This window comes from Streptomyces sp. NPDC090798 (assembly GCF_044768965.1).
In the GTDB taxonomy this organism is placed as follows: Bacteria; Actinomycetota; Actinomycetes; order Streptomycetales; family Streptomycetaceae; genus Streptomyces.
On sequence record NZ_JBIVXA010000012.1, the window covers coordinates 237,281 to 264,072 of the forward strand.

The window sequence follows — 26,792 nt, forward strand, 5'->3', positions numbered from 1 at the left end:
GTGTTCCTGGGTGAGCAGCGACAACCAGACGCCCCGTGCGTTCCGGGGAGTCGATATCTCGTCAACTTCCCTGTGTACACCAGGAGTTCACCTTGTGGTCAGAAGTGCTCGCTGTTAGCGTCGGAACATGGACAAAACTAACTCGAACGTCGAGGAGCTCGCCGACCTGGCCGAGCTGGAATTCTCTCCGATCACCCCGGAGGATGCCGCTGACCTGGACGACCGTGTATACCTGCTCGGTGTCCGCCCGGAGTTCGTGAGCCGTTAGATTCCGCTCGTCACCCGCCGCCCCGCCTGTGCCGGGGGCCTGTTGTCACACGAGGTTCACCACCGGAAAACGGTGCCGGGCCTCGCACTTGGGGGATGGGGATTCAGCGCGTGGTCATGGATCGTCCGCCGGTCGGTTTTTCCGCTGATTCAGTGCTGTGGCTGCCGGTCGACGCCGCTGACGACACCATTCATGAGGCGATCGTCGCGCTCGATCCCGACCGTCGCCTCGGGAGTGCGAAGCGCCCCGTCTTCCTGACAGCATGGCTTCCCTGCCTGAAGGGAAGCTGTCTGTCGTTTCTCGGTCTGAGCCCTGCCAGCCACCAGTGGCTGGCAGGGCTCGCCGGTGACGGCTTCGCCGCGGCACGCCGGGCCGAACTGAGCGCCGCGCTGGCCGTCGCGGACCCCGGCGCCGCGTTGCCGGACGACCCGCTCGAGCAAGTAACCGCCCTGGTGCGGGTGTTGACCAGGGCCGAGACCGGTCCGGCCCAATTCGGGCTCGGGCGACAGCCGCTGTGGTGCGGCCCCGAGGGAGGCAGCGGCCTCGCCTGCTCCTGCGATCCGTCGACCGGCCGGCCCGGCGTGACGGGCTCCTTTCTTGCCGGGGGATCAGGAGCCCAGCTGCTGACAGCGGGCGGCGCGGATCTCGCCGAACTGATCGACACGCAGCCCTGGGGCCCGCAGGTACGGGAGGCGGTCCACGCCGCCGAGGCCGAACTCGACTGGCCGGCGAGGGTGGAGTTCCTCGTCGAGGAGGGCAGGCCCCACATCGTCACAAGCACCCGAGCATCCCTGCGCGGTGCCGCTCTCCTGCACGCTGTGGCCACCCGGTACGAACGCGGCCGGCTCACCCCCGCGCAGGCGGTGTCGCTGGTGGAGCCGCTGGACGTCGAACGGGCGCGTTCCGGGGCGACGCAATCCCTGGATCTGCTCGTGGCGGCGCGCGGCCTCGGCGTGTCGCCCGGCATCGCCTCCGGCGCCGTCGTCTTCAGCGCGACCGACGCCGTCGCCGCGCGGGCGAACGGCGGGCAGCCGGTGCTGGTCCTCACCGAGTCGAGGCCGGAGGACCTTCCGGGCCTGCTGGCCGCGACGGCCGTCGTCACCGAGCGGGGTGGACAGACGTCGCACGCCGCGGTCGTGGCGCGCGGACTGGGACTGCCGGCCGTCGCCGCCCTCGTCGACGGTGTCCTGGACGCCGACGCCAAGGTCCTGCGCACCACGCACGGCGACACCGTCCACGCCGGCGACCTGGTCACGGTGGACGGCCACGCCGGAGTGATCCACCTCGGCGGCCGCGCGGGGCCCACCGCCGAACGGCAGGTCGCTCCGCAGCTGCCCGGCTGGCTGGACGAGGCACTGTCGGGACTGCCCGGCATCGCCGTGCGGGTGAACGCCGACACCGGCGCGGACGCCGCCGCCGGGCGGGCACTGGGCGCCGACGGGGTGGGACTGTGCCGGCTCGAGCACATGTTCCTCGGCGAGCGCCATCAGATGCTCCAACGGGTCCTGATGGCCCGGCCCGGCCCTGACATGACGGAGGACCTCGCCACCGTGCACGCCCTCCTGCGGGCGGAGATCACGGACGTACTTGCCGCGATGGACGGACGGCCTGTCACGATCCGTCTGCTCGACCCCCCGCGCCACGAGTTCCTCCCCGACCTGACCGAACTCTCCCTGACCACGGCGGCGACGGGCGCCCCCGCCGACCGGGACCGGCTCGACATCACCCGCCGCCTGCACGAGCACAACCCCATGCTGGGAGTGCGCGGCGTGCGGATGGGAGTCCTGCTCCCGGCGCTGACGGCCGTACAGATCAAGGCGCTGGTGGAAGCGACCCTCGCGTTGCGCCGCGCCGGCCGGGACCCGCGGCCCGAACTCCTGGTCCCCATGGTCAGCGCACCGGCGGAACTGGACTTCGTCCGGGGCATGCTCGACGACGTCTGCGCCCACCTGGGAACCTCACGGGCCCAGGCGGGCATCTCGCTGGGCGCCATGATCGAGACCCCGCGGGCCGCGCTGCTGGCTGGGTCGATCGCACGCCGTGCGGACTCCCTGTCCCTGGGCACCAACGACCTCACCGCACTTGTCTGGGGCCTGTCCCGCGACGACGCCGAACAGCACCTGCTGCCCGCCTACCGGGACGTGGGCCTCCTCGCCGAATCCCCCTTCGCCCGGCTGGACGTCGAGGCGGTCGGGACCCTGGCACGCCAGGTCGCCGCCGAGGCACGGGCCGTACGCCCCGACATCACGCTCGGCGTCTGCGGCGAGCAGGCGGCCGATGCGGTGGCCGTGCGGTTCTTCGCCGAGGCGGGCTTCGACCACGTCTCGTGCGCGCCGCCACGGATCCCACTGGCCAGACTCGCCGCCGCGCGGGCCGCCGTCGCACAAGGAGCGGCGGACGTTCATCCGACGGGGGCCGGGCGTTGAGCGAACCGGCGATCGTCGTGGAACGGCTCGGCCGTACCTTCATCGACCGCGGACGCGAACTCGTGGCCCTGCGGGACGTCAGTTTCCAGGTCGGGGCTGGCGAGATCGTGGGCCTGCTGGGCAGCAACGGCGCGGGCAAGACCACCCTCACCAAGATCCTCGCCACCCTGCTGCTGCCCACGGCCGGTGCCGCCCGGATCTTCGGCCACGACGTCACCCGCGATCTGCGCGAGGTACGCCGTATGACCGGCGTCGTGCTGGGCGGCGACCGTGGCCTCTACGCCAAGCTGAACGGCCGCGACAACCTGCGGTTCTTCGCCATGCTCGCCGGCGTGGGCCGGCGCGGCCTGAGCGCGAAGCTGGACGCCGCGCTGGAGGAGGTCGGCCTGGTCGGCGCGGCAGACCGCGCGGTGGAGACGTACTCCAAGGGCATGCGCCAGCGCCTCCACATCGCCATCGGCATGATCGCCGAGCCGCGCGTCCTGCTGCTCGACGAACCGACCGTGGGCCTCGATCCGGTCGAGGCCGAACGGCTGCGCGGCACCGTCGCCCGACTGCGGGACACCGGGGTCTCGGTCCTGCTCACGAGCCACTATCTGCTCGACATCGAACGCCTCGCCAGCCGGGTGATCATTCTCGCGGACGGCACTCTGGCGGCGGACCTGCCGGTCGAGGAGTTCGCCCGGCAGGCCGGCTACACCGCCACGGTGACCGTGCGCGGCACCGGCAGCCCGCCCGACAGCGACGCCCTGTCGTCGCCCGACATCGCCGTCGGCGGCGTCGAGGTGGCCGACGGGTCGTGGACCCTCCGGCTGCACGTCCGTGACTGGAGTGTCGGCTCGTTCGGCCTGCTGGAGCAGGCGCTGGCGCACGTCAGCGTGCTGGACGTGCGCATCGACCCGGTGCGACTGGAGGACGTCTACTCGCACGTGGCCGCGCGCCTGGCCGACGGCCGCCAGGTCGGTGGAGTGAAGTGAGGGGCGCCGCGTGGATGTTCCTGACCGCGTTCCGCATGGAGCAGCGGGCGATGCAACGCAATCCGCTGCTGCTGGTCAACTCCGGGATGCTGCCCGCCGTGTTCCTGGTCATCGCGGTGGAGACCGGCCGCCCCGCCTCCGACGGCGCGGCCGAACTCATCGTGGCCGTGATGCTGACCGCGCTGTGGGGCTCCACGGTGTGGATGAGCGGAGGAGTCCTGCGCCGCGAGCGCACCTTCGGCACCCTGGCCCGCTGTGTCTCCGGAGTCTGGTCGCCCTACCTGGTGCTGCTGGGCAAGAGCCTGGGCGCCACCGTCACCAGCGTCGGCGCGATCCTCGTCAGCACCGGCGTCACCGCGGCGGCGCTGGGGCTGCCGCTGAGCGTCTCGCACCCGGCGTGGGCCGTCGTGTCGCTCGTGGTGCTGGTGTGCTCGGGCACCGCTCTGGGGGCGCTGGTGTCCTGCCTCTTCCTGGTGACCCGCAACGGTCTGGTGTGGTCCCACGCGCTGATGTACCCGGTCTTCGCCCTGGGCGGACTGCTCATCCCCACGGACGCGCTGCCCGAGTGGCTGCGCTGGGCGCCCGAACTGCTCAGCCTGCACTGGATCAAGGACTGTCTGGTCGACGCGAGCACCGGGGGCGTCACGCTCGCCCCGCTGGGCGTCGCGATGCTGTTGACCCTCGCCTACCTCTCCGCCGCGGGCTTCGCCTACCGCCGGTCCGTCGAGAGGTCCCGGAAGGAGGGGACGCTTGACCTCGCATGACATCGCCCCCACGCGCGCCGCAGCCCCGGCCCACGCCTCCCTGGCCTGGCGGTCGGCCGAGGCGGCCCGCATGGGCTGGCTGGAGTACCGGGTGCTCCAGACACCCGCCGGTCTGCTCGGCGCGACCCTGCCGCGCGGGGTCCTGCAGATCCTGTTCTTCACGACGCTCGCGGGCGTCCTCGCGGGTCCCGGACATCGCGAGTACGCCTTCGCCGGATCGCTGGTGCTGGCGCTGAGCAGCACCAACGTCAACGGCGTGGTCGCCGTGCCCGTCCTGGACAAGCAGTACGCCACCTTCGCGCGGGTCCGCACCGGCGCGCTGTCGCCCACCGTCACCCAGATCGCCCGGGTGCTGCCCTACCCCGTCATGGGCTGGGTCCTCCTCGTCGTCCAGGGCGCAGTCGCGGCGCCCCTGCTCGGCATGACGGACTTCGCCCTGCGACTGCTGCCCTGGGCGTGGGTGTACGCGCTGATCGCGCTCACGCTCAGCGTGCTGGGGCTCGCCGGGGCGACGATGACGGTCGGCAAACGGGCCGACGTGGTGGCCCCGAACGTCCTGTCCTACCTGGTCATGCTGTGCAGCGGCGCGATCGTCCCGCCCGGCCGGGTGGGATGGGTGGACGCGATCGGCCAGGTGCTGCCGGCCCGGCACGGCCTGGACGCCGTCCGCGCGGGGATGGAGGGCCGGCCGTGGCTCGGCGACCTGGGCCTGGAGGTCGCCGCCGGTCTCGGGTTCACCGTCCTGGCGGCGCTGTCGATCCTCCTCCAGGCCCGGCGCGCGAGCAGACACGGCCACGACGACTTCGAGTGACTGATGTGCCCAGACCCGAGGGGAAACCGATGAGCATCATCCGCCCGCCCCTGGCCGTGCGGACCGAAGCGGACCACGCGGCGTCCACTTCACCGCCCGGCAAGGCTCTGCGTGTCGCCCTGGTCAACATGCCTTGGGCGCGCATCCACGCGCCCTCCATCCAGTGCGGACTCTTGCAGTCGATCACCCGCGAGGCCGGGCACGAGTGCGACAGCCACTACCTCAACATCGAGTTCGCCTCCTTCTTCGGCAGCAAGGCCTACGACACCATCGCCAACGTCGCCTCGGAACGGCTGCACCTGATGGGGGAGTGGCTCTTCTCCTACGCCGCGTTCGGCGAAGTGACCCCGGACGACGACTACTTCGCCGAATATCCGGAAGTGAAGTCCATCTGGGACGAGCTCACCGGAAAAGGCCTCGAGCACCTCGTGGAGATGCGCCGCGAGACGCTGCCGGACTGGGTCGCCGCATGCGCGGCCAAACCGGTGTGGGGGGAGTACGACGTCATCGGGTTCACCTCCACGTTCATGCAGAACACGGCGTCCCTCGCGCTGGGGAGGAAGATCAAGGAATTCCACCCCGGTGTGACCCTGGTCTACGGAGGCGCCAACTTCGACGGGGAGATGGGCGCCGAGTACGCGAGGAAGCTGCCCTGGCTCGACTACGTGGTGGCCGGCGAGGGCGACATCGCGTTCCCCGCCCTGCTGAAGAACATCGCCGACGGCACGGACACCCCGATTACCGGCGTCCTGCGGCATGCCACCACGCACGCGCCGCAGGCCGCCGACGCGCAGCGCCCGCAGGCCCTCGACGACCTTCCCACCCCGGACTACCGGGACTACTTCGCCTGGCTGGAGCGCTTCGACCGCGCCCGGCTGCTCGGCCGGGCGCCCGTACGACTGCCGGTCGAGTTCTCCCGGGGATGCTGGTGGGGCCAGAAACATCACTGCACCTTCTGCGGTCTCAACGCGCTCGGCATGGCGTACCGCTCCAAGTCCGGCGAGCGCGCGTTCACCGAGCTCAGCGCGCTGCTGCGCGACTACCCGGTGGTGCACGTCGACACCGTCGACAACATCCTGGACATGGGGTACTTCTCGTCGCTCTGCACGCTGCTGGCCCAAGAGCACTGGGACGTGAACCTCTTCTTCGAGGTGAAGGCCAATCTCACCCGGGAGCAGCTCGCGACCCTGAGAAGCGCCGGGATCCTCCGCATCCAGCCCGGCATCGAGAGCCTCAGCACCCATGTGCTGCGACTGATGCGCAAGGGCGCGAGCAAGCTGATCAACATCCGGCTCCTGAAGTGGGCCGGTTACTACGGGATCGACGTGGCCTGGAACATCCTGGCGGGATTCCCGGGGGAGACCGAGGAAGACTACGCCGAGCAGCTGCGCCTGCTCCCGCTTCTGCACCATCTGCAGCCGCCCGGGGGCTGCGGAAGGATCTGGCTGGAACGCTTCAGCCCCTATTTCACCGACCCGTCCTTCCCCATCGACAAGGTCCGGCCCCGGGCCAGCTACGGCCACGTCTACCCGGCCTCGTTGGACCCCGAGAAGATCGCGTACTTCTTCGACTACGAGGCGTCCGGCACCGTGTCCCACGAGACGGTCGCCGCGCTGAACGCCGCTGTCTCCACATGGCAGACCCGCTTCGCCGAGTCGAAGCCCAGCCTCGTCTACCAGCGGCTGCCCGGGAAGCTGACGCTGATCGACCGCAGGACCGACCAGCCCAAGCGGGCCGTCCTCGCGGGCTGGAAGGCGGAGGCCTACGAGTCCTGCGGAGAAGCGCCCCGTTCAGCGGCGGCGATCGCCCGCCTGCTGGCGGCACAGGACGTGTCAGTCTCCGAGGACGAGGTGACGGCCTTCCTCGAACAGTGCTGTCGCGCCGACGTGATGGTGTCGGACGACGGCAAGTACCTCGGGCTCGCGCTGCCGGAGAACCCCGGCTGGTAGCCGTCGTGGCCCCGTGCCAAGGAGGGATGAGCGCATGACAGCAGTCGCATCGGCCCGGGACAGGGTGCGCCTGGGCAGGAGCATAGCGTCCCGCCTGGCCGCGTCGACACGGGCGGACGCCGCGTTCCTCGCCGGGAGTTCGGCGGTCGGGCTGGGCAGTGCCACCAGCGACATCGACGTCTATCTGGTCGGCGCCCCGGTGGGAGAGAAACGGCAGCAGATGTTCGCCGACGACATCCGTGTCGACGTACAGCATCTCTCCCTGGCCACCCTGGAGTCGCTCGTCGACCGAGTCCTTGGCACGGGACTGCACTCGGACCCGGCGGGGGAGACGCTGTCGGACCGTGAGATCGCGCTGACCGTCCGGCTGCGCACCGGTGACATCGTGACCGACTCGGGCACGCTGGCCGCGCTGCGTAAGCGGCTCGACGAGCATCCTCTGCGGCTCTCCCGACTGGTCATGAACAACTGGATGCTCGCCGCGTTCTTCGCGGCCGAGGACTGCCTCGGACTGCGCCAGTCGGACGACCCGTCCGACCTGGACGCGGCCGCGCTCGCCGGTCGGCGCGCCCTCGTGTGCGCGGGGAAGGCGCTGGCCGCGGCAGGCGGGGACCTCTACTTCGGCGAGAAATGGGTGTGGCGGCAGCTCGCCCGCAGCGGCCCCGACGGGTTCCCTTTCCCGGAGTTCCAACGGCTCTTGCGGGACGACCCCCTGGCCGTCGACCCCTCCGCGGGCCTGACCGCGCTGACGACGTTCGCTCAGACCTGCCTGATCGCCACGGCCACGCTCGGCTGGCAGGGCGTCGACCTCTCCCGCTGGCCCGCCTGGCCGGCGGGGAGCGGTCCCCTGCGCAGGTCCCCAGCGTTCCTCCCGCGCGCCTACGACGACATGGTGACACTGGTCCAGCCCGCCGGCCGGCACTTCCGCCTGTCGCCCGAGGCGGCGCTGGTCTGGGGCCTGAGCGACGGGCGTTCCGCGCAGACCGTCACCGAGCACTCGCTGCGCCTGTCGAAGGAGGCGCCCGCGTTCGCCGGACTGACCGACGAGCGGTGCCGGCGCATCACGACCGAGTTGCGGGAAGCGGGTCTGCTCACCGAGCCGGGCGGACAGTGGGGAGCGATGTGAAGTTCCGTCAGAAGCGCAGCACCACCCTCGACCTCGCACTCGCCCTGCAGCGCGAGCTGATCGGCCGCACCGGCTCCTGGGAGCCCAACTTCCTGCCCCGGCCGGTCACCCCCCAGACGGACGCGTTCCTTGACGGACTGCGGTCATGGGCGCGGACCGTCGGCTCCGGCCTGCCCGCCTTCCTGGCCGCCGCCCGCCAGCCGGAGGACCTCATCGCCCTCGTCGACGACGACCGCCTCCGTCCCGGAACGGAACTCGTCACCACCGCGCTGACCGCCGCGGCGCCGACCCTCGCCGAAGCGCTCCCCCTGTTCGAGGAGGTCCGCAAGCAGGCGACTGCGGAGATCAACGATTTCCTCCCGCCCGAGCGTTACCTGGCTCCCCTCTGCGCGGCGCTGGGCACCAACGAGACCGAGCGGACGCTGGACCTCCACCTCGTGCCGCTCGCGCCCGCCCCGCCGGCCACGGGCTTCCTGATCGACAGGGGCAAAGCCACGGGCGTCTACGTTGACTGCCGCCGCTTCCGTGGATCGACGCTCGCGGACGCCGTCCTGACCATGCTGGGCTGGGCGCAGCTGAAATCCGGGGCCGTCCCCGACGGCCACCTGTCCACCGAGCTGGTCCGCCGCCTGCCCGGTAGCTCTCCGTACCAACGTCGGCTGCGGGTTCTCCTCACCAAGATCCTCGTGGAAATGACCGCCGGCCATCTGGCACGCGCGGTGGACTTTGCCCACCGTCCCTGTGCCGACGTACTCGGCACCAAGTGGCGCTACGCGCGCCTGTATTCCGTAGCCGAACGGCACTGGCCCCGATACCTCGACGGTGACGTCGACCGCGCCGAGGCCCTGACCCTGATGGCCGCGGACCTCGCCGCACACAGCCCGCGCTGGTTCGTCGACTCCGTCGACCCCTCCTCGCTCGCCGCCGACTTCTACCTGCTGGAATGGCTGACCGCGGCGGGAGACAGCACGGCCAGAACACGGCTGTTCCGCTGGCTGCCCCATCTGTGCGCTGAGCTGGCGGGGCATCTGGACAACGTGATCGGCAACGAGCTCGGACACTACGAACGAGCCAGAACGCACCACCATCCGCCGGAACTGGCGGACTTCATCACGGAGATCAACCAGGGCGACAGCCGTGTCACATGGCAACGGCTGCGCCGCGAGATGGGCCACGGTCAGGCGCTGCAACTCGCCACGGAGGCATTCGCCGGTCCGGGCGTCGAGTTCGGCGGAGAAGCGTGGGCACCGGTGGCCGCCATGGTGCGGCGCTACGTCCGTCACGAGCTGCCCGACCGGGTCTTCGTCGACCAGTGCTTCACTCTGGAGCACAACAACGGCTCGCTCTTCGACAAGTACCACGACACAACGACCATGCGTGAGGTGCTGGACGCCCAAGCGGCGACCGATCTCGACACCCTGCTGACCCACGCCTCGGCCGAAGTACGGGAACTGTGGCAGGCACAGCGCCTCGACTCGGCGGAGGGCCATCCGCTGTGGCTCGGGTCGCTCCCGGCCGCGCCGGCCGAGGTCCGTACCGACCCATCGGGATGGAGCGCAACCGGCCTGCACGCAAACGCACCGGGCACGGTCGGATGCGGCGACGGCAGCGACCGGGGCGCGTTCGCCCCCCTGAGCGACCCGCTGCGCGACTCCCCAGTACGGATTCGCCGGACGCCTGCCCGCCGTCCCTTCTCCTCCTCCTTGAGGACCTACCGATCCCTTGCCGCGGTCCTGCACACCGAGCTCGGCGACATCCACCTCGAACTGCGCCCCGACGAAGCCCCCTACACCGCGGACAACTTCGTGGGCCTGGCTACCGGAACCCGCACCTGGACCGACCCCCTGACCGGAGCCACCGGAGAGGGCGGTTTCTACGACGGCACGGTCTTCCACCGCCGTGTGCCGGGCTTTGTCGTCCAGGGCGGCGATCGGCTGGGCACTGGGCAAGGCAACGCCGGATACCGGATACCCGACGAAATCCATCCGGACCGTTCATTTGAGCGGCCGTTCCAACTGGCCATGGCGAATCTGGGCCGGGACAGCACCGGCTCCCAGTTCTTCGTCACCCTTGCTCCGGCGCCCCATCTGAACGGGCAGTACACGATCTTCGGAGAGGTGGCGGACGACCGGTCGAAGGACGCGGTCGGCGCCATCGCCTCGTCGCCGACGGCTGTCCGGCTCGACCACGTGACGATCTTGACCACCTGACAGCGTCTCTGGTGCCGACCGCCAGGCGTTCACGGACGAGGAGAGTCGCGACCTTGCGGTCGAGTACCTGGAGGACATGCCAGACCTCGTGGCCCGATGAGACCGTGCCGCTTGGCCTCGGCCGGCTGGGGGGATGTGTCGCTTGTGAAGGAGCGCTTGCAGGATGTGCTGCTTACGCTGAGTGCGGTGGTCGGCGGTGAACTCAGCGAGCGGGACCTGGACCGGCTCCTGTTGTCCCGGTCCGGACTCGAGGACGCCATGGGCGACTACGACCTATCCATGCCCGCAGGCCTGCCCGCGGATTCCTGGGCTCCGATGCCCCCGATCCGAGCACGTCCCGAACGCTTACGTGACGCGTTGGACCAGGTCAGCATCGATACCGCCAGTCTCCCGTTTGGAAAACAGGACCATGACGTCCTGATGCTGTCCGACGACTCCCTTGACGGTGTCGAGGACAGTGGCAGCGGCGTGAACCAGGCCTGGGGGATGGTCAACCTCGCGCGCGAAGGGGTGTTCCATTTGGGGGAGATCACGGGTTGAGGTCGCGACCCGCGAGATCTTGTACGAGGTGCCCGGGATGGAGAACAGTGCGCCCGCACGCCGGGGCCGCTCTCCGAGCCCTCGGACCGTCGACGGGGAACTGACGAGTCGCCAGTCGGCCATCGTCCGCTACGTCTCGGAGTCGGTCGCCCGGCAGGGCTACCCACCGTCGATGCGCGAGATCGGCCAGGCCGTGAACCTCGCCGGCACGTCCTCGGTCGCCCACCAGCTGATGGCACTGGAGCGGAGGGGAGTTTTCTCCCGCGACCCGCACCTTCCCCGGTTGCGCCTGGGCTGAGGGCCTTGTCCCACCGCGAGTCGGCGGGGATCATGACCGCGTGCCACACCGAGAGAAACTCCACGAACTGCTCCCATGCGCCGGACTCACGGTCCTCGAGGACGTGCGCCCTGGCAGCCTGTTCCCGCCGGAGGCCGGCTGGCGGATCGCGCGGGGGATCGCGGCGCCGGACGGCGCGGTCCGGGAAGCGCTCGACGCCGCGTGGTGGCGCCGCCTTGCAGATGCCGACGGCGAGTTCCTGGTGGCCGTCCTCGGACATCGGATCGGCGGCAACGACGCCTGGTGGACCCGGGTCCGCTACGCCGGCGGCGGTGTGCCGGAGCTGACCGGCGACCCTGGGTTCGTGGCGCTCTCCCTCGACGGGCAGGTGCTGCTGGCGGCGGTGCCCGGCGCGGACGGGCCTCGGGTGACGGCCCTCGACCGACTTCCGGAGCGGCTGGAGGATGCCGCCGCGGCCGCCGGGCGCGAGACGGAGGTGGAGCGCGCCGAGGTGTGGGCGGCGGTGCCCGGCCGGCCAACATGGCCTTTGCACTGGGCGGAGGGGATCGGGTCCAATCCGGCCGCGCCGGACGAGCTGCTGATCCGGCTGCTGGATGTGGAGGTGGGCTTCTTGGACGGCTGCGACCGGGCCGCCGTACTCGACGCCGCCGTGGCGCATCCCGATCCGCGGGTGCGCTCGAGGCCCGCGGACACCTTCCGGCCCAAGCTCACGTCCGATCAGTGGCTACGCATGGTCCGCGCCGAACCGTCGCCGAGCCGGCGCGTGTTCTGGGCCGAGCGCGCCCGCGCCTGGGGCGTCGAACTCCCCGGGGACCTGTACGACGACCTCCTCGCCGGCCCGTCCCGCCCTCAGGCCGCCGGACTCCCGGGGCTCCCCGCACACCACCTCCCCAGCCTCGCGGCCGACGCCGATGCCCGGGTGCGGGCGACTGCCTGCGCCCGGTGGGAAGACCTCGCCGCGCCGCTGCGGGCGCGACTGCTGACCGACACCGACGACGCGGTGCGTACGGCGGCGCTGCTCGCCCACCACAGCGACGTCCCCATGCCTCGCGACGTCTTTGCCGCGCTGCCCGCGCCCCGGCGCGCGCTCGAACAGTGCCGTCTCTCGCCCGAGCTGGAGGCGGAGCTCGTCCGGGACGGGGACGCGGAAGTACGCCGAGCGCTGGCCGCCAACCCGCGGCTCAGTGCACACAGCGTCGCCGTCCTGGGGGAGGACCCGTACGACGACATCCGCTCGGCGGTGGCACTGCGGGCCGACCTCAACGAGGAGCAGCGTGCCGCGGTGCGCCACGACTTCGACCCGACGTCGATGTCGCGCACTGTGCCCTGGGTCGAGGGCCTGCACGGTGACGCCGACGCGATGCGCCGCCTGGCCGTATCGTCCCATCCGCTCATCCGCCGAAGCGTGGCCCGTGCCCGGCATCTTCCACCGGACGTGGTGGAGCGTCTGGCGCGGGACGAGGACCGGACGGTCCGCCTGTTCCTCGCCGAATCGTGCGATGACGCGCCGGCCGAGATGCTGCTGGAGGTCTGGCGCTGGTGGGACGGCAGCTTCAGTCACCCCGACCGCCCCCGCAGCCACCCCAACTTCCCCCGAGCGGGCCTGCTGCGCTACGTCGACGATCCCAGCGGGCGGATGCGCCGCCTGGCCCTGGACGATACGGAGTCCACGCCGGCCGACGTCGCACGCCTGGCCCGCGACCCAGAAGCCGAGGTGCGCCGCCGTGCGGCCGAGGACCCCCGGCTGTCACCGGCCGACGCGGTGCGGCTGCTGGACGACCCGGCGGACCACGTCCGCTGGACCGCGATGCGCAATCCGCGGCTGCCGGCCCGCGTCCTGACCGGGCTGCTGCACGACCGCGACACGGCATGCACAGCGGTCACCAATCCGGCGATCCCGGTCCCCGTCCTGCACCGCATCCTGGCCGCGGCCGCGGCAGCCGTGGCAGCCCGGAGCTGAACACCGCCACCCCGCCGGGCGGCCGCGGCGGTCTGACTCCTAACTCCGGCACACCCCCGCCCGGGCGGCTCGAGTTGGCCCCACTGGTGCAGCAGACCCTTTCGACGTGAGCTCGGGAGTCACTCGAGGCGCCTTGCCATGATCAACGTCGATAAGTATTGAGGTCACTGGGCTGCCGCAGCGTGAGGGGGACGCGAGCATGCGCATCGGCCGGGTCCGCCGGCCTGAGCATGATGAGAGCCGGTCTCAATCTCGATTGGCTGCGGTCAGGTTGTGTTCCCAGGTGAGCAGGTCGTAGGTCCGGCCCTTGTCAGTGACGGTCTCGTGGGGCGAGTTCGATGGGCGGAAGCCAGCAGATCGTGCGACGGTGATGCTGGGGTGATGGTCCAGTTCGATCTCCAGGATCACTCTCGGCAGACCGGCAGTCGTGTGGGCGAAGTCGGTCATCATTCGGAGAGCGCGTGCTGCGAGCCCTTGTCCGCGGTGAGGGGCGCCGACGATGTAGCCGATGCCGCCGGTAGTCCGATTGAGCAGGATTTCTCCCAGTGCCTGGCATCCATCGGTGGTGATGGCCAGGTGGATCCGGTCGTTGTCCCGCCGAGCTCGTTGTGCGCTGTGCAGGTATCGCACTGCGGCTGCCTGGTCGAACGGTGACTCTAAAGGGGTTCGGTATGCGACATCGGGGTCGTCAAACAGCTCTTGCATGACGGCGAGATCGTCACTTGTCCATTCACGAAGCAACAGGCCGTCAGCGAAGAACCGGAGAGGATGTGTGTCCATGACGACATCATGCTGGTCGTCGGGTGGCCCCTCCTGTGCGGCGCCCCGGTTCAGTCGGTGACGGCCTTGTCGGCCAGGGCTTCTGTGTGGGCGGGACGGTAGGACTCGGTGCTGGTCTGGATGATCGCGCCGTTGAAGGTCAGTCGGTCGACGATGGCCGCGCAGAGTCGTGGGTCTGTGAATGTCGAAGGGTTCCCGGAGGGCTTTGGACTCGTTGAGGATCCGGCTCTGCTTCACGAGTAGAGCCCGACACGCCTGTGGAGCTGAGCGAAGCCGGCGCGGCCGAACAACTGGCGCTTGAGCATCTTGATCCGGTGGACGTGTCGTTCGATGACGTCGGGATCCCAGGGGGGTGAGTCCCGTGACGACGGCGTCGAGGTCGCGATCGCCTGGGCTGACTCCGTCAAGAAGAACTGCACCCCCGCCAGGGCCGCACTGCTCGGCCGCTGGGTGAGGATCCGCTCAGGAGCAGTTCCACTGGCGTGCCAGGGCTACGGGCGCGAATCGCGAGCAGTCATCGGTGGCCGGAAAAGCGTCGGAGCCGACGAACCACCACCCGGCGCTGGGGGTGAACTGGAAGAACTGCAGGCCCGAGCCCTCGTCCTGGAGTTGGACCCGGTCGTCGCCTGTCGCGCCGGCACCACCTTCGAAGCGGGCGGCTGCATATAGCGTGGTGCCGCAGCTGCCGTAGTAGAAGTTGCCGGGCTTCGGCTGGATGTGGCTGACCCTCTTGGCGTGCTCCCAGGTTTGGGTCACTGCAGACTTCACGTCGGCGTGGGCCGCCAGGTTCTTACACGCGGCAGGGACGGCGGCGGCGGCACTCGGCGTTGCCGTCGGCCGGGAGGCGTCGGCCATCGCTTTGGCGGTGGGGGCCGGAGAGGTGCTCGCCACCGCGGTCGGGCTGATGGATGCCGTCACCGACTGCGAGTCGGTCGGTGTGGGCGAGGCCGAGGACGACGTTGCGGATCCCGACGCACTCCGGGCAGCCGTAGCCGCGGCGCTCGCACTCGCTGCCGAGCCGGAACCGTCGTTGCAGGCCGCCAGGCCCGAACAGGCTACGAGTGCCAGTGCGGTGGTGGCCGCGGCCCGTCCGTAGTCGAAGGTCATGAGTCCCCCACTCCCGACGCGATCTCTCGCGCTCCCGCTTCTCGCCGCAGACTATAGCCCCGGGCTTCACCCACGGTTCGCCTCGGACCGCATGAGGGTGTGCCTCACGTGTCTCAACGACCGAGACCATCGCTGAACTGCGCAGATGTCCGGCGACCACTAGATATCGGCGGCTCCCCGGCGGCATCAACGGTCTTGCGCTGCCCGCGACGTCGCGTACGCAGCGTCACGCTCCACACAACGAGAGCCAGAGCCGGTTCTCGTGAACAAAACCAGCCCGCGGTCCGTCCCGCGTGCTGATTTCTTGAGTTGTCCCGCAGAAGGGCTGGCCCTCGTTCTCACCCGCGGGGTTGTGAGCCGCCGGACGCGTGCACGAACAGGCTGCATAGGATCCCCGGATGGCAGTCACCAGTTACCTCCTACAAGGGCCGCGAGTGGCCATACGCCACGTCCGCCGTCAGGACTACGACGAGCTCACCGTGCTGGCCCAGGAGAGCGCCGAGATGCTTCGCCGCTGGCTGGGCGCACGCGAGAACACGGTCGAGGCGTTTGAGAGCTATCTTGCGCGGTTTGAGCAGCCCACCCATGAGGGCTTTGTGATCTGCCTGCGCAGCACCGGCGCGATCGTGGGTGGAATCAACATCAACAACATCGTCCGGGGCACCCTCCAGAGCGGGACCCTTGGCTATACCTCCTACGCCTCCACAACCGGCCGTGGCTACATGACCGAAGGACTGGGACTCGTGGTTCAGCTCGCCTTCGGCCAGCTGGACCTGCACCGGCTAGAGGCGAACATCCAGCCGAACAACACCTCTTCGCTGAATCTCGTCAAACGCCTGGGCTTCCAGCACGAGGGCTCCTCGACTGCCTTCCAGTACATAAACGGCGCGTGGAGGGATCACGAACGCTGGGCCATCACCGCCGAGATGGCACGCGGAACAGCACAGTTCACGAACTCCCCGACGCCCCGCGGGTGAGGTAGCGGACAAGCCCTCCGGCGGGCCAACCCTGACAACCCAGTCGCCCCACGTCGACCGCTCACGGGCATCACGAAACACGGGAAGGGCCCCGAGATCGTTTTGTGCCTGACGAACGAGCACCTCGAAACCCTCCTCACCGGACTGTATGTGAAGATCGACGACGAGATCGGAGAGACCCGGTGTCTGGGCAGGCCACCGCAGTTGAGCGACTCCGAACTGGTCTGTCTGGCCGTCGCGCAGGCGCTGCTGGGCTTCGCTTCGGAGGCCCGCTGGCTGCGCTTCGCCCGCACCAGTCTGGGTGCGATGTTCCCGTACCTTCCCGAGCGGCCGGGATACAACAAGCGCCTGCGGGCCGCGTTGCCGCTGGTCAAGAAGGCGGTACGGCTGCTGGCCACCGACACCGACTTCTGGTTCGACAACCACTGGGTTGTCGACTCCACCCCCGTGCCGTGCGGCATGTCGCGCCCGACGGTGAAACGGTCGGAGATGGCTGGCTGGGCCGGATATGGGTACTGCGCCTCGCACTCGCGGTTCTTCTGGGGCCTGTCCAGTCGACTGGACCCTTGGCGCGACGTGGTCAACCAGTACTGGAACGCCGGTGTGACCAATGCTCAGGAAATCACCACCGAACTGCGCGTCCTGGGCTTCACCGGCAGCGTCCAGATCGTCCGCCGCTACCTGAGGCCACTGCGTCCGCACGGCGACGGACGCAAACGCGGCCCCGGAAAGTCCGCGCCGACCACACCGGCGATCCCCAAACCGCGCCAGGTCAGCCGCTGGATGCTCACCCATCCCGACCACCTCGACCAGGACGATGCGCTCGGGCTGAAAACCGCCGTGTCCAGCTGCGAGCATCTGGAACGCCTGCACAGCCACATCCGCACGTTCGCCACCATCATGAAACAGCGACGTGGCGCCAACCTTCCTGCCTGGCTGGACACCGTGGACGCCGACGATCTCCCGGAACTACACACGCTCGCCACCGGCTTGCGCCGCGACCTGGACGCCGTCATCAACGGGCTGACCCTGGAACACAACTCAGGAGCTGTCGAGGGTGCCGTGACGCGCATCAAGGCCCTCAAACGCCAGTGCTACGGGCGAACCAACTTCGACCTCCTTAGACTTCGGATACTGCTGACGCCTTGACCACGTCACGTGATCGTCGCCAGAGCCGAAATACGTGAACGTCCACAGGGGTGGAACCCGGAACGTCCGGCCGGGTTCGTCATACAGGTCGACGGCCAGGAGCGGATGCTCCTCGCCGGTCATGGTGGTCGCGCCAGCGAGGAACACGTGACACAGCTTGTCGTCGTCATCAGCGGCAGCATCCGCGTCGACCAGCGCCTGAACACTGACATCAGTGAAGGAGGAGTCACTGAAGAAAGTCGCGTTGCGGTAGTCGCCCGAGTTGTTGATCGCTGCTTGCAGCGTCTCCCATGCCGCCTCGCTGCTGAAGTCGGTACGCAGGACCAGCGAGGTCAGATCATCAGGTTGAGGCAAGTCCATGCACGTCATCCTTCCATCCCGGACGAGGCGCTTCTCAAGCGGCTCCAGAAGTGACAGGCCCAAGGCCGGAGGGCAGATGACGCACGGCTGTCGACACGGCGTCCGCCACCGTGATCGTGTCGGCAAGGATGTCACCCATGAAGCTGGCACTGAGGGTGTAGCGGTTGTCCCGATGCGCGTCCAAGCAAAGCGGAATAACCGTGAGCCGAGGGCGAGTACTCGTGGAGAATCGCAGCGTCCAGTGGCTCGTGAACGGGTAGAGCCCCCGCAGCGCCGGTTCGGCGTATGCCGCCTTCACAAGCGCGCGATACTCGGGCCAGTCCACCTCGTCTGCCTCCGTGAGCAGGTGCTGCCACTCGGACTCGGCCAGCCGCACCGGATCGTGGTCGCCCACCTCGAAGCGGCCGGTGAGGTGCACGAACGACGCGGCTTGGGAGATGTCGGCCAGCGCTGCCCCGTCGTGCCAGGCTTGCGCCGCCCTGGCGACCTGGGCCAGATCCTGCGTGGTTCCGTCGATCAGCGCCATGCCTTGGAATGACTCGCAGCCGCGGATTGACCACCGCCGTTCGGCTACCCACGCGGTAATTTCCAAGGTCGTCCGTTGTGGAACGGTGCTCGCGACGGCGGCGTGACGTAGTGGGTTGGATTCCGAGGCGGTGAACGGGATCGAGAAGCCGTCCTTAATTGCGGCGGATCGAAGCGCCGCGGCCAGGCTCCCTTCTGAAGCAACGTCGGGATACAAGGCAGCGGAATCAGTTGACGTGGCCATGGATCTGATTCTGCCGCAGCGATCATCCGATCGGTCTCGCGAACCAGGCACCATCACTCATGGCCCGGGAACGGCCCAGTATGACTGGTCATCACAAGTAGCCTATTGAGATCAGGCGGTGGTCAAACCGTAGTCCGGATAATCGTCCCGCATCGTCTTCCGGGCGACGTCCGGGCGGCGCAGCAGATCCATGGTCACCTGCTGGGCGACGGTGTCATCCCTCGACGGCACCGACCACCCGACCCACAAGGCCCAGGGCAGTATGATCCGCCGACACATCATCTGGCGGAACAAGAACGCCGCCGACAAGCGCCTCACTGCCCTCGTCCACAGGGCGAACGCCGCCTGACCCGCGTCGCCAGCGTCTGTCTTGGGCCGTCAGGGCCGGATCGGTGACGCACTCATCGCTGCCGTCAGGAACGTGATCGCCCATCGCCGGGCCGCCTCGCCCGCTACCGGGGACTCGCAGCCGGGGGAGGGCTGCTGGTGGACCTGGAGGCGGTCGACGGCCGTCACGGCAAAGATCCCCCGCATCCGGAACCACAGCTCCTCCGGGGAAAGGCCGGGCAGTACGCGCGCGAAGGCTGCGAAGTAGCGCTCACGGACCGAGTCCTCGGCCGGGCCGGTCCAGCTGCGTACCTCCTCGGCCGGGTCGCTGAGGATCGTCACGATCAGCCGGGACGTCCGGGCGCCGCCCTCGTCGCCGGCCGGCATCTCGTCGAACAGCGGCCCCGCGAATGCCTCCACCAGTTCGCTGACCGGTGGGTCGGGGGTCCGGGCGAGCAGTTTGTCGAGCCCGGCGCACTGGGCAGCGGTGATGGGCTCGACCACGCGGCGGGCGACTGCGGCCATCAGCTCCGCCTTCGAGCCGAAGTGGTAGCCGACGGCGGCCAGGTTCGCTCCGGCGAGTTTGGTGATCGCGCGGACCGAGGTGCCGCGGTATCCGTGCTCGGCGAAGAGGTGCTCGGCCGCGTCGAGGATCTGGGTGCGGGTGTCTGGGGTCGCCACACGAGGGACTATACATATGTTTGAATGAAACGAACGTATGAATCAAACGAACGTATGAAAGAGGACTGTCATGAAGCTGCTCGTGTACGGCGCCGGGGTTTGCGGCAGCCTGTTCGCCACCCGCATGCACGAGGCCGGCCACGACGTCTCGCTCCTCGCCCGGGGCGAACGCCTGACCGCCCTGCGCCGGCAGGGAGTGCAGCTCGCCGAGGAAGACGGCCCTGTCAGGCGGGTGCCGGTACCGGTGATAGAGCACCCGGACGGCGGGTACGACCTGATCACCGTTTTCGTCCGCACCCACCAGGTGGATGCAGTGCTGGAATCACTCGCCGGTGTCCAAGGTGACGTGCTGTTCCTGCTCAACTGGGCAGCCGGCCCGGAGACGCTGGGTGCGGTGATCGGCCACGAGCGGGTGCTGCTCGGCTTCCCCACGACTGGCGGCACGATGGACGGCGACGTGGTCCGCTACCGCAAGACCAATTTCATCACCCGCCGGGTCGCGATGCCGATCGGCGAGCCCGACGGCCGTACCACCCCGCGACTGGTACGGATCGTGGAGACGTTCCGTACTGCCGGGATCAATACCAAGGCCGAGCCGCAGATGGATGCCTGGCTCAGGACGCACGCCGCGTTCGAGGTCCCGCTCGGTCAGGCGGTACACGCGGCGGGCGGCCCGGTAGCGCTGGCCGACGCCCCGGACGCGGTACGCGGCATGCTCCACCTCATGCGGCAGAACCTCGCCGCGATGGAGACGCCGCCGGTACCTCGCGCGTTCGCCGCGTTGCGGGCTCTGCCGCAAGGGCTCCTTGTGGCCGTGCTCCGGCGCTTCCTGAAGAGCCCCACGGCCGTGCACAGCGGACTCAACGACTCCTCGCCTGCCACGGCGGCCGAACTCGAGCGGCTGGCCGAACAACTCCGTGCCCCGGCGGGAGCCCGCAAAGCGACCCAGGACGGCGAAAACCTCACCACGCACACCACCGCCAGTCCCACAGTCCTCGGCCCCACCTCTGCTGGCTCCACGGACGGCAACCGCTGACCTCATGACCGTTTCGGTAGCAATGGAGCGTCCGGCCTTCGGAGTTGGCGTGGTTTTCTCCCCCCTTGGGGCCACGTCCTTCAAATAGCGCGGCACTACAGGGCGAACGTTGGTTGATGCGGCACTAGTGTCCTGCGCCTGAAATTCCTAGGTAGTTCCGGCTGAGTTGCGGACGGTCAACATGCCTGACCGACGACCGAAGTTGGGCCGCCAGGACGAGGCGGATCTACCGACGGATTACTGGCGCGGGACACTAGTGCAGCGCCGGGTTGATCCTTCGGGGGTTCATGCGGCTTTGAGTGGGCTGCCGTCGTAGGTCCAGCGGTATGGCTTGGCGTCGTGTTCGTCGTAGGCCAAGACGAAGGTGGCGCTCGACGATGCCGGCGAACGGAACCCCGCGCCGCACGACATAGTCCCGGCGGATGACTCCGGTACCTCGCGGGGACTACGAACGACACACATCTATGGGCTGATTCGATACGGAGCTGCGGAACCTAGCGTCGGTCCCATGAAACGCAATCGCCGTATCAGCGCTGTCGCGGTGCTGGCGCTCGCCGCCCTCGTCACCGGAACCGGCGCCGGGTTCGCCGCCACGACCACACCGTCGGCCACACCGGTGGCCACGCACGCGTTCGACACCGCACCGGCCACGGCAACCGCGTCACCGCGGTCCTTCCAAGGCACGCTCCCTGCGCCGACCGGCCCCTACGCCGCCGGCGAGGACGTCATCCACCTCACCGACGCGAGCCGTCCCGACCCGTGGGTGCCGTCATCCGGCCCCCGCCAACTGACCGTCACGATGGTCTACCCGGCCGTCCCCGGGACCGGGACTCCGGCCCCTTATATGACCCTCGCCGAGGCAGCCGGATCCATCCAGCACCGGAAGTTGCCGGCGAGCTCCGGCGTCACCCCGCAGAACCTTTCCAGCGTCACCACTCACGCCTTCGACGGCGCGCGGCCGCAGAGGGGCAAGTATCCGCTGGTGGTCCTCTCACCCGCGTACGAGGACCCGCGCATGGTGCTCACCTCGCTCGCGACCGACCTGGCCAGTCACGGCTACGTCGTCGCGCTCGTCGGCCACACCTTCGAGGACAGCGGCGAGACGCTGGCGAACGGCCAGACGCCGCCGTGCGCGATCTGCGATGACCCGGCGCGGCTCGACTTCGACTCCGTCGCCGCCAGCCGCGCGCTGGACGTGTCCTTCGTGATCGACCAGTTGAGGCATGGCAATACCGCGTGGCGCCTGGCACACCTCATCGACAAGCACGAGATCGGCATGGCCGGACACTCCCTCGGCGGAGCGGCGGCCGCCGCCACGATGATCGCCGACCCGCGAGTACTGGCCGGAGTGAACATGGACGGCGCCTTCCACCCGGCCCCGATGCCCGGCCAGATCAACCGGCCGTTCCTCATGCTGGGTGCGGCCGCCAACCACCCAGCCGGCGGCGACGACACCACGTGGGGGCAGACCTGGGCCGCCCTCGGCGGCTACAAGAAGTGGCTGACGGTCGCCGGCGCCGACCACTTCAGCTTCAGCGACCTGGACCTGCTTCTGGAGGAGGCCGGGTTCCCGACGCCGCCCCTCTCCCCGGAACGCGGGGTGGTGATCACCCGCGAGTACGTGACAGCGTTCTTCGACCAGACGCTGAAGGGGATCCACAGTCCGCTGCTGGACGGCCCCTCGCCGAACAATCCGGAAGTACTCTTCCAGTACTAGCCTCCGTGTTTCGCTTCGCGTGGCTGAGCTGGTCGGATGGCGGGGAAGCGGTGGTTTCGGTTGCGAGTGGCCGGGTGGGCATGGCCGGGGCCCGACGCGCGGGTCGGGTTCTCCAGGGTTCCTCGGGTCGTGGGTGGTCAGGGGCGGTGCTGCGGTTCAGGTGGCCGGCCGTGGCAGGGCCGTGAGGCGGGCGAATGCGCTGATCAGCTCGTTTCGCCAGGGCCAGGTTGCGGAGATCCGCAGGTGAAGGCGGCGACCGCCGCGGGTGATGTGGGCGGCTGCGTGCAGCAGTCGGTAGCGGAGCTTCTTCGGCTCGGCGGTGGCCAGTTCGCCTTCCAGCAGCAGAGTGCGCATCCAGGCGAGCAGGTCGAGGGCGGTCAGGGACAGCTCCAGCCAGGCGGTGTTGATGGCGAAGTGGCGGGAGGGGAAGCGGCCGAAGCCGGTGGTCTTGCCGCAGCGGATGCGGTCCTCGACGTGGGCGTGCGCCCGGTGGCGTACTTCCAGATGCTGCAAGGAGCCTTCGCCGTAGGGGGCGTCGGTGAGGAAGAGCTGGTGGCGCATGCCTTCGTCGAGGTCGAACAGGGTCAGTTGGGCGCCGGGATGCGGGCGCTCACGCCGCACGATGATCCGCGTGCCCTCGGGGTAGCCGTCCAGGTCCACAAGGCCGGTCAGCTCGGCGACCTCCGCGCCGGTGCGCAGGGAGCCGTCCTGCTCCAGCGCGGGATGCAAGACGTGCTCGGGCAGGGCGCGGATCGCGCGGCAGACCGGTTCGGTGACGGGATAACCGACCGAGAAAAGCGTGTGGATGCCACGCTCACGCAGGGCACGTATGTGGTGCAGGAATGCCTCCTCCGGCGCTGTCGGTGCGGATGAGGATGTCGGTGCCGTGGCGGTGGGCGTCGGGGATCTGCAACAGGGCCTGCTCGAGGACGGCGATGTGATCGACGGCGGTGTTGGCCCCGGCGTTGCCCGGCCGCAGCACTCCGGCCAGGGCTTCTGTGGTGTTGTCCAGGAAGCACAGCAGCGGGTGGTAACCGAAGCCGCGCTTATAGGTGGCCGCCGCCTGCTCCTTCTCTGAGTGGCAGGTGACGAGTGTGGCGTCAATGTCCAGGACCAGGCCCGCAAGGTCGCGTCCCCCCGCGTGAGCCGCGGGTATCCCAGGGCCGGTGTCGGCGGCCTGCATCCAGGCGACTTCGCGCGCGGCGGCGCGGGCCGCCCGCAGTGCCGCGAGGGCGGCAGGATCAATGCCCGCCAGCAGCCGCCAGGCGGTCGGAGTGGAGGCCACCGGACCGAACACCTCGGCCTGATCGCGCAGTAGAGCCAGGTCCGTGATGGCCTCGCCGCCGTCGGCGAGCATCACCGCCAGATCCACCGCGATCCTGCCCGCACTGTGGCCCGTCCCCCGTGGCCGCAGCCGACGCAACGCGTCGGTGAAGGATGCGGTCAGGCCGGTGGCATCGGCGAGGTCGACCAGCAGACGGGACCCAGCGTGGTTGATCACCCCGCGTCCGTCGGACGAGACGACGAACTTGGGGCGCGACCCGGTAGTGTGCACGTAGAAGGCGCCTTCCCGCTGGAACGACGGAGACCTTAGACAAGCCTCATCGTCCCAGCTCAGAAGGCACTTTCGTGTTTCCGCTCAAGATCCGGACACCGTGTTCAAGTGAAAAGCGCAGGCTAGGCCCCGCCGTTCGGATCAGGCCGTGGGGTGACGGCGAGCGCGGAACCAGTGGACGCCCTTCACGGCGTAGACAGCGGACATGAGTGAGAAGCCTGCGAGGGCGAGCCAGAACCAGGATTCCCCCACCATGGAACTCAGCAGCGAGCCGCCGAAGAGCAGCAGGGAGCCAACGACCTCCAGCAGGTCGAGGCGCGCCTTCAAACGCAGCGCGGAGTTGGCTTCTCGCGGTCGATGGATGACGGCGACGAGACCGAGGGCTTGCCAGAAGAACAGAACGAGAAAGATCCAGACGAACCAACCGGGTATGCCCACGGCTCGCACTCTATCGGCCGCCCGGAACCTTACGAGGGAAGATCCGAAAGAAGCACCCTACTCGAAGGGCCCGGAGAGTAAGGGCGGAGCGAGCCGACGAGCGGAGCGGCGGCACCGTATGGCCGCAGCATCGGAAAGTGACAGCGGGTGCTGGCCAGGGGCACACGGTCGGTTCAGTCAAGGTTGACTGCGCCGGGCGGCAGCTTCCGAGGGTGTGGGCCTTGCTGCTGGTCCGTGGTCACGATGTTGCGATCGTCGTCATCCACCTCGAATAGGTGCTCTACTGAGTGGATGACTTCTTTGGCCGTCTCAAACACCTGACCAGCGGTCTCCACGGCATCCTTGCCGGCATCGACTATGTCGCTGATCGTTTTCTCCGAGGTCCTGAGTGGGTCTCGGGCGAAGTCCTTTACGGCGCTTGCGGCGAACGATGTCACTCCGGCCATTGGATTCGGTCCGCTAATCGTGATCAGGGGAAGCTTGAGCGTGCTTGTGGGCCCCCACTCGATACCTAGCTCTGCCTTGAGGCCGATCTCCCCGCCGGTACCGTAAGTCTGACCGCCGATCGTTATTTGGACTTGGCCGCCGAGCTTCCCTACAGACGCGCCGAATTCCACGCCTGCTCCATCGGTTCCTATCTCTCCGGAGGCATGGACCGAAGGCCCTTCGGCGTGTCCCATAGCACCGCCTGAGACACCTGGCGCATCCACCGAGGCTGATGCGTCTACGCTGCCCGTGACGATCTCGGCGTGGCCCTTGGCGGTTAGAGTTTTTCCATCGACCGAGCCGTTGATGGTTACAGTTGCGACCTGTATGCGGCCCTCAGTCGTAGCGGCTATTTCCCCTGTGCGCGCTCTCAGTGCTCCGGTCTCATCGACAAAGCTGTACCTGTAAGAGAAGCTCTCTCCGGGGATATTCAGGGCTCCGATCGGCACGGGGGTATCTGTGGCTAGTGCCTCCCCTTCGTGCTCTCTTAGGACCCCGTCCGCGTCGAGGCGACGGATTCGGTAATAGATCACACTGGACGGCATCACTGCATGACGCCGAGCAAGGGAGTGAGCGCTACTGCCGAAGACGGTGCTGTAGACGTTCCAGCCGGTGCCGACCAGGTTTCCGCCTTCGCCGGTGGTCCAGCGCACGGTGCCGTCGGTCCATCCGTCGTGGCGGTACCACCGCAGCTCGCCCTCCGGCGTGATCCCGTAAATAGCTGGCGCAATGTCACCCGCCATGACTCCTCCGGTTTGGAATTCTTATGTAACACCTACCGTGGCCCCATTCGGCGACCCGCCCCATCAGAAACTATGCCCGCACTGATGGTTTCCGGTGTGCCCGAGTATTAGTCGGCAGGTAACGCCGTCAGTTGGGCATACCTGTCCGCACGTGGGCAGCCGTGGCGGTTTGGGTATGGGAATGTCAGAAGGGCTGGCCTGAGACCATTCATCTCCATAGGGGCACCGGTGATCACCATCATGACCCCGTAAAAGCGTACATGGGCTTGACATCTGCCGTTCGTCGCTGCAAACCGGACACGGTCCGCAATCGCATGGCACTTGTTCCGGCGCCCCGCCTATCGGCAGGCCACCGTCCAGACTGTCCTCGCTCATGGCGCCTCCGCAGATATTAGGGAGTAGACGCGTGTACGCGTGAAGGGTTTTACTTCGTGCCGAATGCCTTAAAAGGCTCCTATTTAGCGCAAGGGTGTGCTTCTCTTGGCGAAAATAGGGGAGGGGCTGGGGTGGAGGGGAAGCTCCCCATCAATCAGCCCTTTGGTGTGGCGCTTCAACGACGTGCCGCTGTAATGCGGATCAACCACCGCCCGTCTCCCAGGCTCGCCCCTGGTGCGCAGTGATCGCAACTCGGCCCGTGCTCTGGCAGGCACAACCTGACGGAGATGGGGCGGAATCCGGTGCTCAACATATCTTGGCTTGTTTGGAGAACCTCTTGTAGCGTCTGGTTATGTCGAGCCTGTACCGCCGGGCCGCCTTGTTTCACCCAGATCGACGCGAACCTAGCATCACTCGCTGGCGCCATCGCTGAGACTCCTCCCGCCTCTGGCCGGCTCGCCAAAAGAGTCGCCATAGGGGGGCCACTACAGGAAGAACGTCAACTCACCGAGTACGACAGATGCACACGGTCCGGGTGGGCTACGAAGATCCGTAGATAGTAGACGAAATCGCTACCCACGGTCGTAGAGGAGATGCACTCATCTGTGAGCACATGGCTGAAGCTGATGTGGGTAGGGGAAGAAGGGTTGCCTATCTCACTGAGCCTTTTCCCACCTGTTCGCCGCGAGCGTGGTGCTCGGCTGGTCATGCACCTTCGGTGTCAAGTCGCTCCGCGGACTGGAGCAGGTACTCGGGCAGTTTTGAACTGGCCGCCAACACCTCGATGCCGATGAGGCGGCCCTGCTCGTCGAAGTCGAGGTTGATCATGCCGTCGACGTCCACCGGATCGCAGGGATACATGCGCGCGGACTTCACGCGGGCCTGCGGTTCGGTGAGGTATACGTACGCTGCGTTGACGGTCTTGTCGTAGGTGACTCTGACGTCTGTCACGGTGAGCGGTCT

At 68.5% G+C, this 26,792-nt stretch carries 26 protein-coding genes and 4 pseudogenes; 17 read left to right on the forward strand and 13 right to left on the reverse strand.

Features of this window, described 5'->3' with window-relative positions; all coding sequences use genetic code 11:
• The first annotated feature begins 127 nt into the window (after positions 1-127).
• From ACIQTP_RS26610 to ACIQTP_RS26660, 11 genes and pseudogenes are all read left to right on the forward strand, one after another.
• Positions 128-268, forward strand: a complete 141-nt coding sequence (locus ACIQTP_RS26610; protein ID WP_402052331.1) for a hypothetical protein — start codon at positions 128-130, stop codon at positions 266-268.
• Between the two features lie 152 nt (positions 269-420).
• On the forward strand, positions 421-2,694 hold the full coding sequence (locus ACIQTP_RS26615; RefSeq protein WP_403403959.1) for a putative PEP-binding protein: 2,274 nt from the start codon (positions 421-423) through the stop codon (positions 2,692-2,694).
• On the forward strand, positions 2,691-3,671 hold the full coding sequence (locus ACIQTP_RS26620) for an ABC transporter ATP-binding protein (RefSeq protein ID WP_403403962.1): 981 nt from the start codon (positions 2,691-2,693) through the stop codon (positions 3,669-3,671). Before ACIQTP_RS26615 ends, ACIQTP_RS26620 begins: the two co-directional genes overlap by 4 nt.
• Positions 3,672-3,685: 14 nt before the next feature.
• Complete coding sequence (locus ACIQTP_RS26625) at positions 3,686-4,435, forward strand: ABC transporter permease (protein ID WP_403403965.1); 750 nt, start codon at positions 3,686-3,688, stop codon at positions 4,433-4,435.
• Positions 4,422-5,246 (forward strand): ABC transporter permease, encoded by an 825-nt coding sequence (locus ACIQTP_RS26630; protein ID WP_403403968.1) that lies wholly within the window; start codon positions 4,422-4,424, stop codon positions 5,244-5,246. Before ACIQTP_RS26625 ends, ACIQTP_RS26630 begins: the two co-directional genes overlap by 14 nt.
• A gap of 29 nt (positions 5,247-5,275) precedes the next feature.
• On the forward strand, positions 5,276-7,195 hold the full coding sequence (locus ACIQTP_RS26635) for a RiPP maturation radical SAM C-methyltransferase (protein ID WP_403403971.1): 1,920 nt from the start codon (positions 5,276-5,278) through the stop codon (positions 7,193-7,195).
• Positions 7,196-7,229: 34 nt separating this feature from the next.
• A complete protein-coding gene (locus ACIQTP_RS26640) occupies positions 7,230-8,321 on the forward strand; it encodes a hypothetical protein (RefSeq protein WP_403403974.1) in 1,092 nt (363 codons plus the stop codon).
• Complete coding sequence (locus tag ACIQTP_RS26645) at positions 8,318-10,531, forward strand: peptidylprolyl isomerase (RefSeq protein ID WP_403403977.1); 2,214 nt, start codon at positions 8,318-8,320, stop codon at positions 10,529-10,531. Before ACIQTP_RS26640 ends, ACIQTP_RS26645 begins: the two co-directional genes overlap by 4 nt.
• A 156-nt stretch (positions 10,532-10,687) precedes the next feature.
• On the forward strand, positions 10,688-11,071 hold the full coding sequence (locus ACIQTP_RS26650) for a hypothetical protein (protein ID WP_403403980.1): 384 nt from the start codon (positions 10,688-10,690) through the stop codon (positions 11,069-11,071).
• 37 nt (positions 11,072-11,108) lie between these two features.
• A pseudogene (locus tag ACIQTP_RS26655) lies at positions 11,109-11,354 on the forward strand (repressor LexA); the annotation flags it as partial.
• 55 nt (positions 11,355-11,409) lie between these two features.
• Positions 11,410-13,329: a hypothetical protein gene (locus tag ACIQTP_RS26660; protein ID WP_403403983.1), complete on the forward strand. Its 1,920-nt coding sequence runs from the start codon at positions 11,410-11,412 to the stop codon at positions 13,327-13,329.
• Between the two features lie 246 nt (positions 13,330-13,575).
• On the opposite strand, the gene ACIQTP_RS26665 is transcribed toward ACIQTP_RS26660, so the two are convergent.
• The 4 genes and pseudogenes from ACIQTP_RS26665 to ACIQTP_RS26680 all read right to left on the reverse strand — a co-directional run bounded on the left by ACIQTP_RS26665 (position 13,576) and on the right by ACIQTP_RS26680 (position 14,865).
• A complete protein-coding gene (locus tag ACIQTP_RS26665) occupies positions 13,576-14,109 on the reverse strand; it encodes a GNAT family N-acetyltransferase (protein WP_403403986.1) in 534 nt (177 codons plus the stop codon).
• A 50-nt stretch (positions 14,110-14,159) separates the two neighbouring features.
• A pseudogene (locus ACIQTP_RS26670) lies at positions 14,160-14,306 on the reverse strand (AAA family ATPase); the annotation flags it as partial.
• A 36-nt stretch (positions 14,307-14,342) separates the two neighbouring features.
• A complete protein-coding gene (locus ACIQTP_RS26675; RefSeq protein ID WP_403403989.1) occupies positions 14,343-14,516 on the reverse strand; it encodes a hypothetical protein in 174 nt (57 codons plus the stop codon).
• A gap of 55 nt (positions 14,517-14,571) precedes the next feature.
• Positions 14,572-14,865 carry a hypothetical protein gene (locus ACIQTP_RS26680; RefSeq protein WP_403403992.1) on the reverse strand — a complete coding sequence of 98 codons (294 nt, stop codon included), beginning with the start codon at positions 14,863-14,865 and terminating at the stop codon, positions 14,572-14,574.
• A gap of 109 nt (positions 14,866-14,974) precedes the next feature.
• Between ACIQTP_RS26680 and ACIQTP_RS26685 the strand changes: the two genes are divergently transcribed.
• From ACIQTP_RS26685 to ACIQTP_RS26695, 3 genes are all read left to right on the forward strand, one after another.
• The gene (locus ACIQTP_RS26685; protein WP_403403995.1) at positions 14,975-15,205 is read left to right on the forward strand and encodes a hypothetical protein; all 231 of its coding nucleotides are present in this window, start codon (positions 14,975-14,977) and stop codon (positions 15,203-15,205) included.
• A gap of 409 nt (positions 15,206-15,614) precedes the next feature.
• Positions 15,615-16,193: a GNAT family N-acetyltransferase gene (locus ACIQTP_RS26690; RefSeq protein WP_403403998.1), complete on the forward strand. Its 579-nt coding sequence runs from the start codon at positions 15,615-15,617 to the stop codon at positions 16,191-16,193.
• A 108-nt stretch (positions 16,194-16,301) separates the two neighbouring features.
• A complete protein-coding gene (locus tag ACIQTP_RS26695; protein WP_403404143.1) occupies positions 16,302-17,342 on the forward strand; it encodes a transposase in 1,041 nt (346 codons plus the stop codon).
• Here ACIQTP_RS26695 and ACIQTP_RS26700 read toward each other — a convergent pair.
• From ACIQTP_RS26700 to ACIQTP_RS26710, 3 genes are all read right to left on the reverse strand, one after another.
• Entirely contained in the window at positions 17,235-17,702 is a 468-nt protein-coding gene (locus ACIQTP_RS26700) for a DUF6924 domain-containing protein (protein WP_403404001.1), read from the reverse strand. The two genes, ACIQTP_RS26695 and ACIQTP_RS26700, sit on opposite strands and share 108 nt — an antisense overlap.
• Before the next feature lie 34 nt (positions 17,703-17,736).
• Positions 17,737-18,471: a DUF6193 family natural product biosynthesis protein gene (locus ACIQTP_RS26705; protein ID WP_403404004.1), complete on the reverse strand. Its 735-nt coding sequence runs from the start codon at positions 18,469-18,471 to the stop codon at positions 17,737-17,739.
• A 111-nt stretch (positions 18,472-18,582) separates the two neighbouring features.
• Positions 18,583-18,750 (reverse strand): DUF6192 family protein, encoded by a 168-nt coding sequence (locus tag ACIQTP_RS26710; protein ID WP_403404007.1) that lies wholly within the window; start codon positions 18,748-18,750, stop codon positions 18,583-18,585.
• Between ACIQTP_RS26710 and ACIQTP_RS26715 the strand changes: the two are divergent.
• Positions 18,689-18,820 (forward strand): annotated as a pseudogene (locus tag ACIQTP_RS26715) (transposase); the annotation flags it as partial. The gene ACIQTP_RS26710 and the pseudogene ACIQTP_RS26715 overlap by 62 nt on opposite strands.
• A gap of 29 nt (positions 18,821-18,849) precedes the next feature.
• On the opposite strand, the gene ACIQTP_RS26720 reads toward ACIQTP_RS26715, so the two are convergent.
• The gene (locus ACIQTP_RS26720; protein ID WP_403404010.1) at positions 18,850-19,479 is read right to left on the reverse strand and encodes a TetR/AcrR family transcriptional regulator; all 630 of its coding nucleotides are present in this window, start codon (positions 19,477-19,479) and stop codon (positions 18,850-18,852) included.
• Positions 19,480-19,549: 70 nt separating this feature from the next.
• Between ACIQTP_RS26720 and ACIQTP_RS26725 the strand changes: the two genes are divergently transcribed.
• On the forward strand, positions 19,550-20,515 hold the full coding sequence (locus tag ACIQTP_RS26725) for a ketopantoate reductase family protein (protein WP_403404013.1): 966 nt from the start codon (positions 19,550-19,552) through the stop codon (positions 20,513-20,515).
• Positions 20,516-21,023: 508 nt separating this feature from the next.
• On the forward strand, positions 21,024-22,232 hold the full coding sequence (locus tag ACIQTP_RS26730; RefSeq protein WP_403404016.1) for an alpha/beta hydrolase family protein: 1,209 nt from the start codon (positions 21,024-21,026) through the stop codon (positions 22,230-22,232).
• A 156-nt stretch (positions 22,233-22,388) separates the two neighbouring features.
• Here the strand turns inward: ACIQTP_RS26730 and ACIQTP_RS26735 are convergent.
• The 5 genes and pseudogenes from ACIQTP_RS26735 to ACIQTP_RS26755 all read right to left on the reverse strand — a co-directional run bounded on the left by ACIQTP_RS26735 (position 22,389) and on the right by ACIQTP_RS26755 (position 26,780).
• Positions 22,389-23,850: pseudogene (locus ACIQTP_RS26735) on the reverse strand (IS1380 family transposase).
• A 78-nt stretch (positions 23,851-23,928) separates the two neighbouring features.
• Entirely contained in the window at positions 23,929-24,225 is a 297-nt protein-coding gene (locus tag ACIQTP_RS26740) for a hypothetical protein (RefSeq protein ID WP_403404019.1), read from the reverse strand.
• 173 nt (positions 24,226-24,398) lie between these two features.
• Positions 24,399-25,454 carry a hypothetical protein gene (locus ACIQTP_RS26745; RefSeq protein WP_403404022.1) on the reverse strand — a complete coding sequence of 352 codons (1,056 nt, stop codon included), beginning with the start codon at positions 25,452-25,454 and terminating at the stop codon, positions 24,399-24,401.
• A gap of 550 nt (positions 25,455-26,004) precedes the next feature.
• Positions 26,005-26,304: a hypothetical protein gene (locus ACIQTP_RS26750; RefSeq protein ID WP_403404025.1), complete on the reverse strand. Its 300-nt coding sequence runs from the start codon at positions 26,302-26,304 to the stop codon at positions 26,005-26,007.
• A gap of 230 nt (positions 26,305-26,534) precedes the next feature.
• On the reverse strand, positions 26,535-26,780 hold the full coding sequence (locus tag ACIQTP_RS26755; RefSeq protein WP_010988952.1) for a DUF2283 domain-containing protein: 246 nt from the start codon (positions 26,778-26,780) through the stop codon (positions 26,535-26,537).
• Positions 26,781-26,792 lie beyond the last annotated feature (12 nt).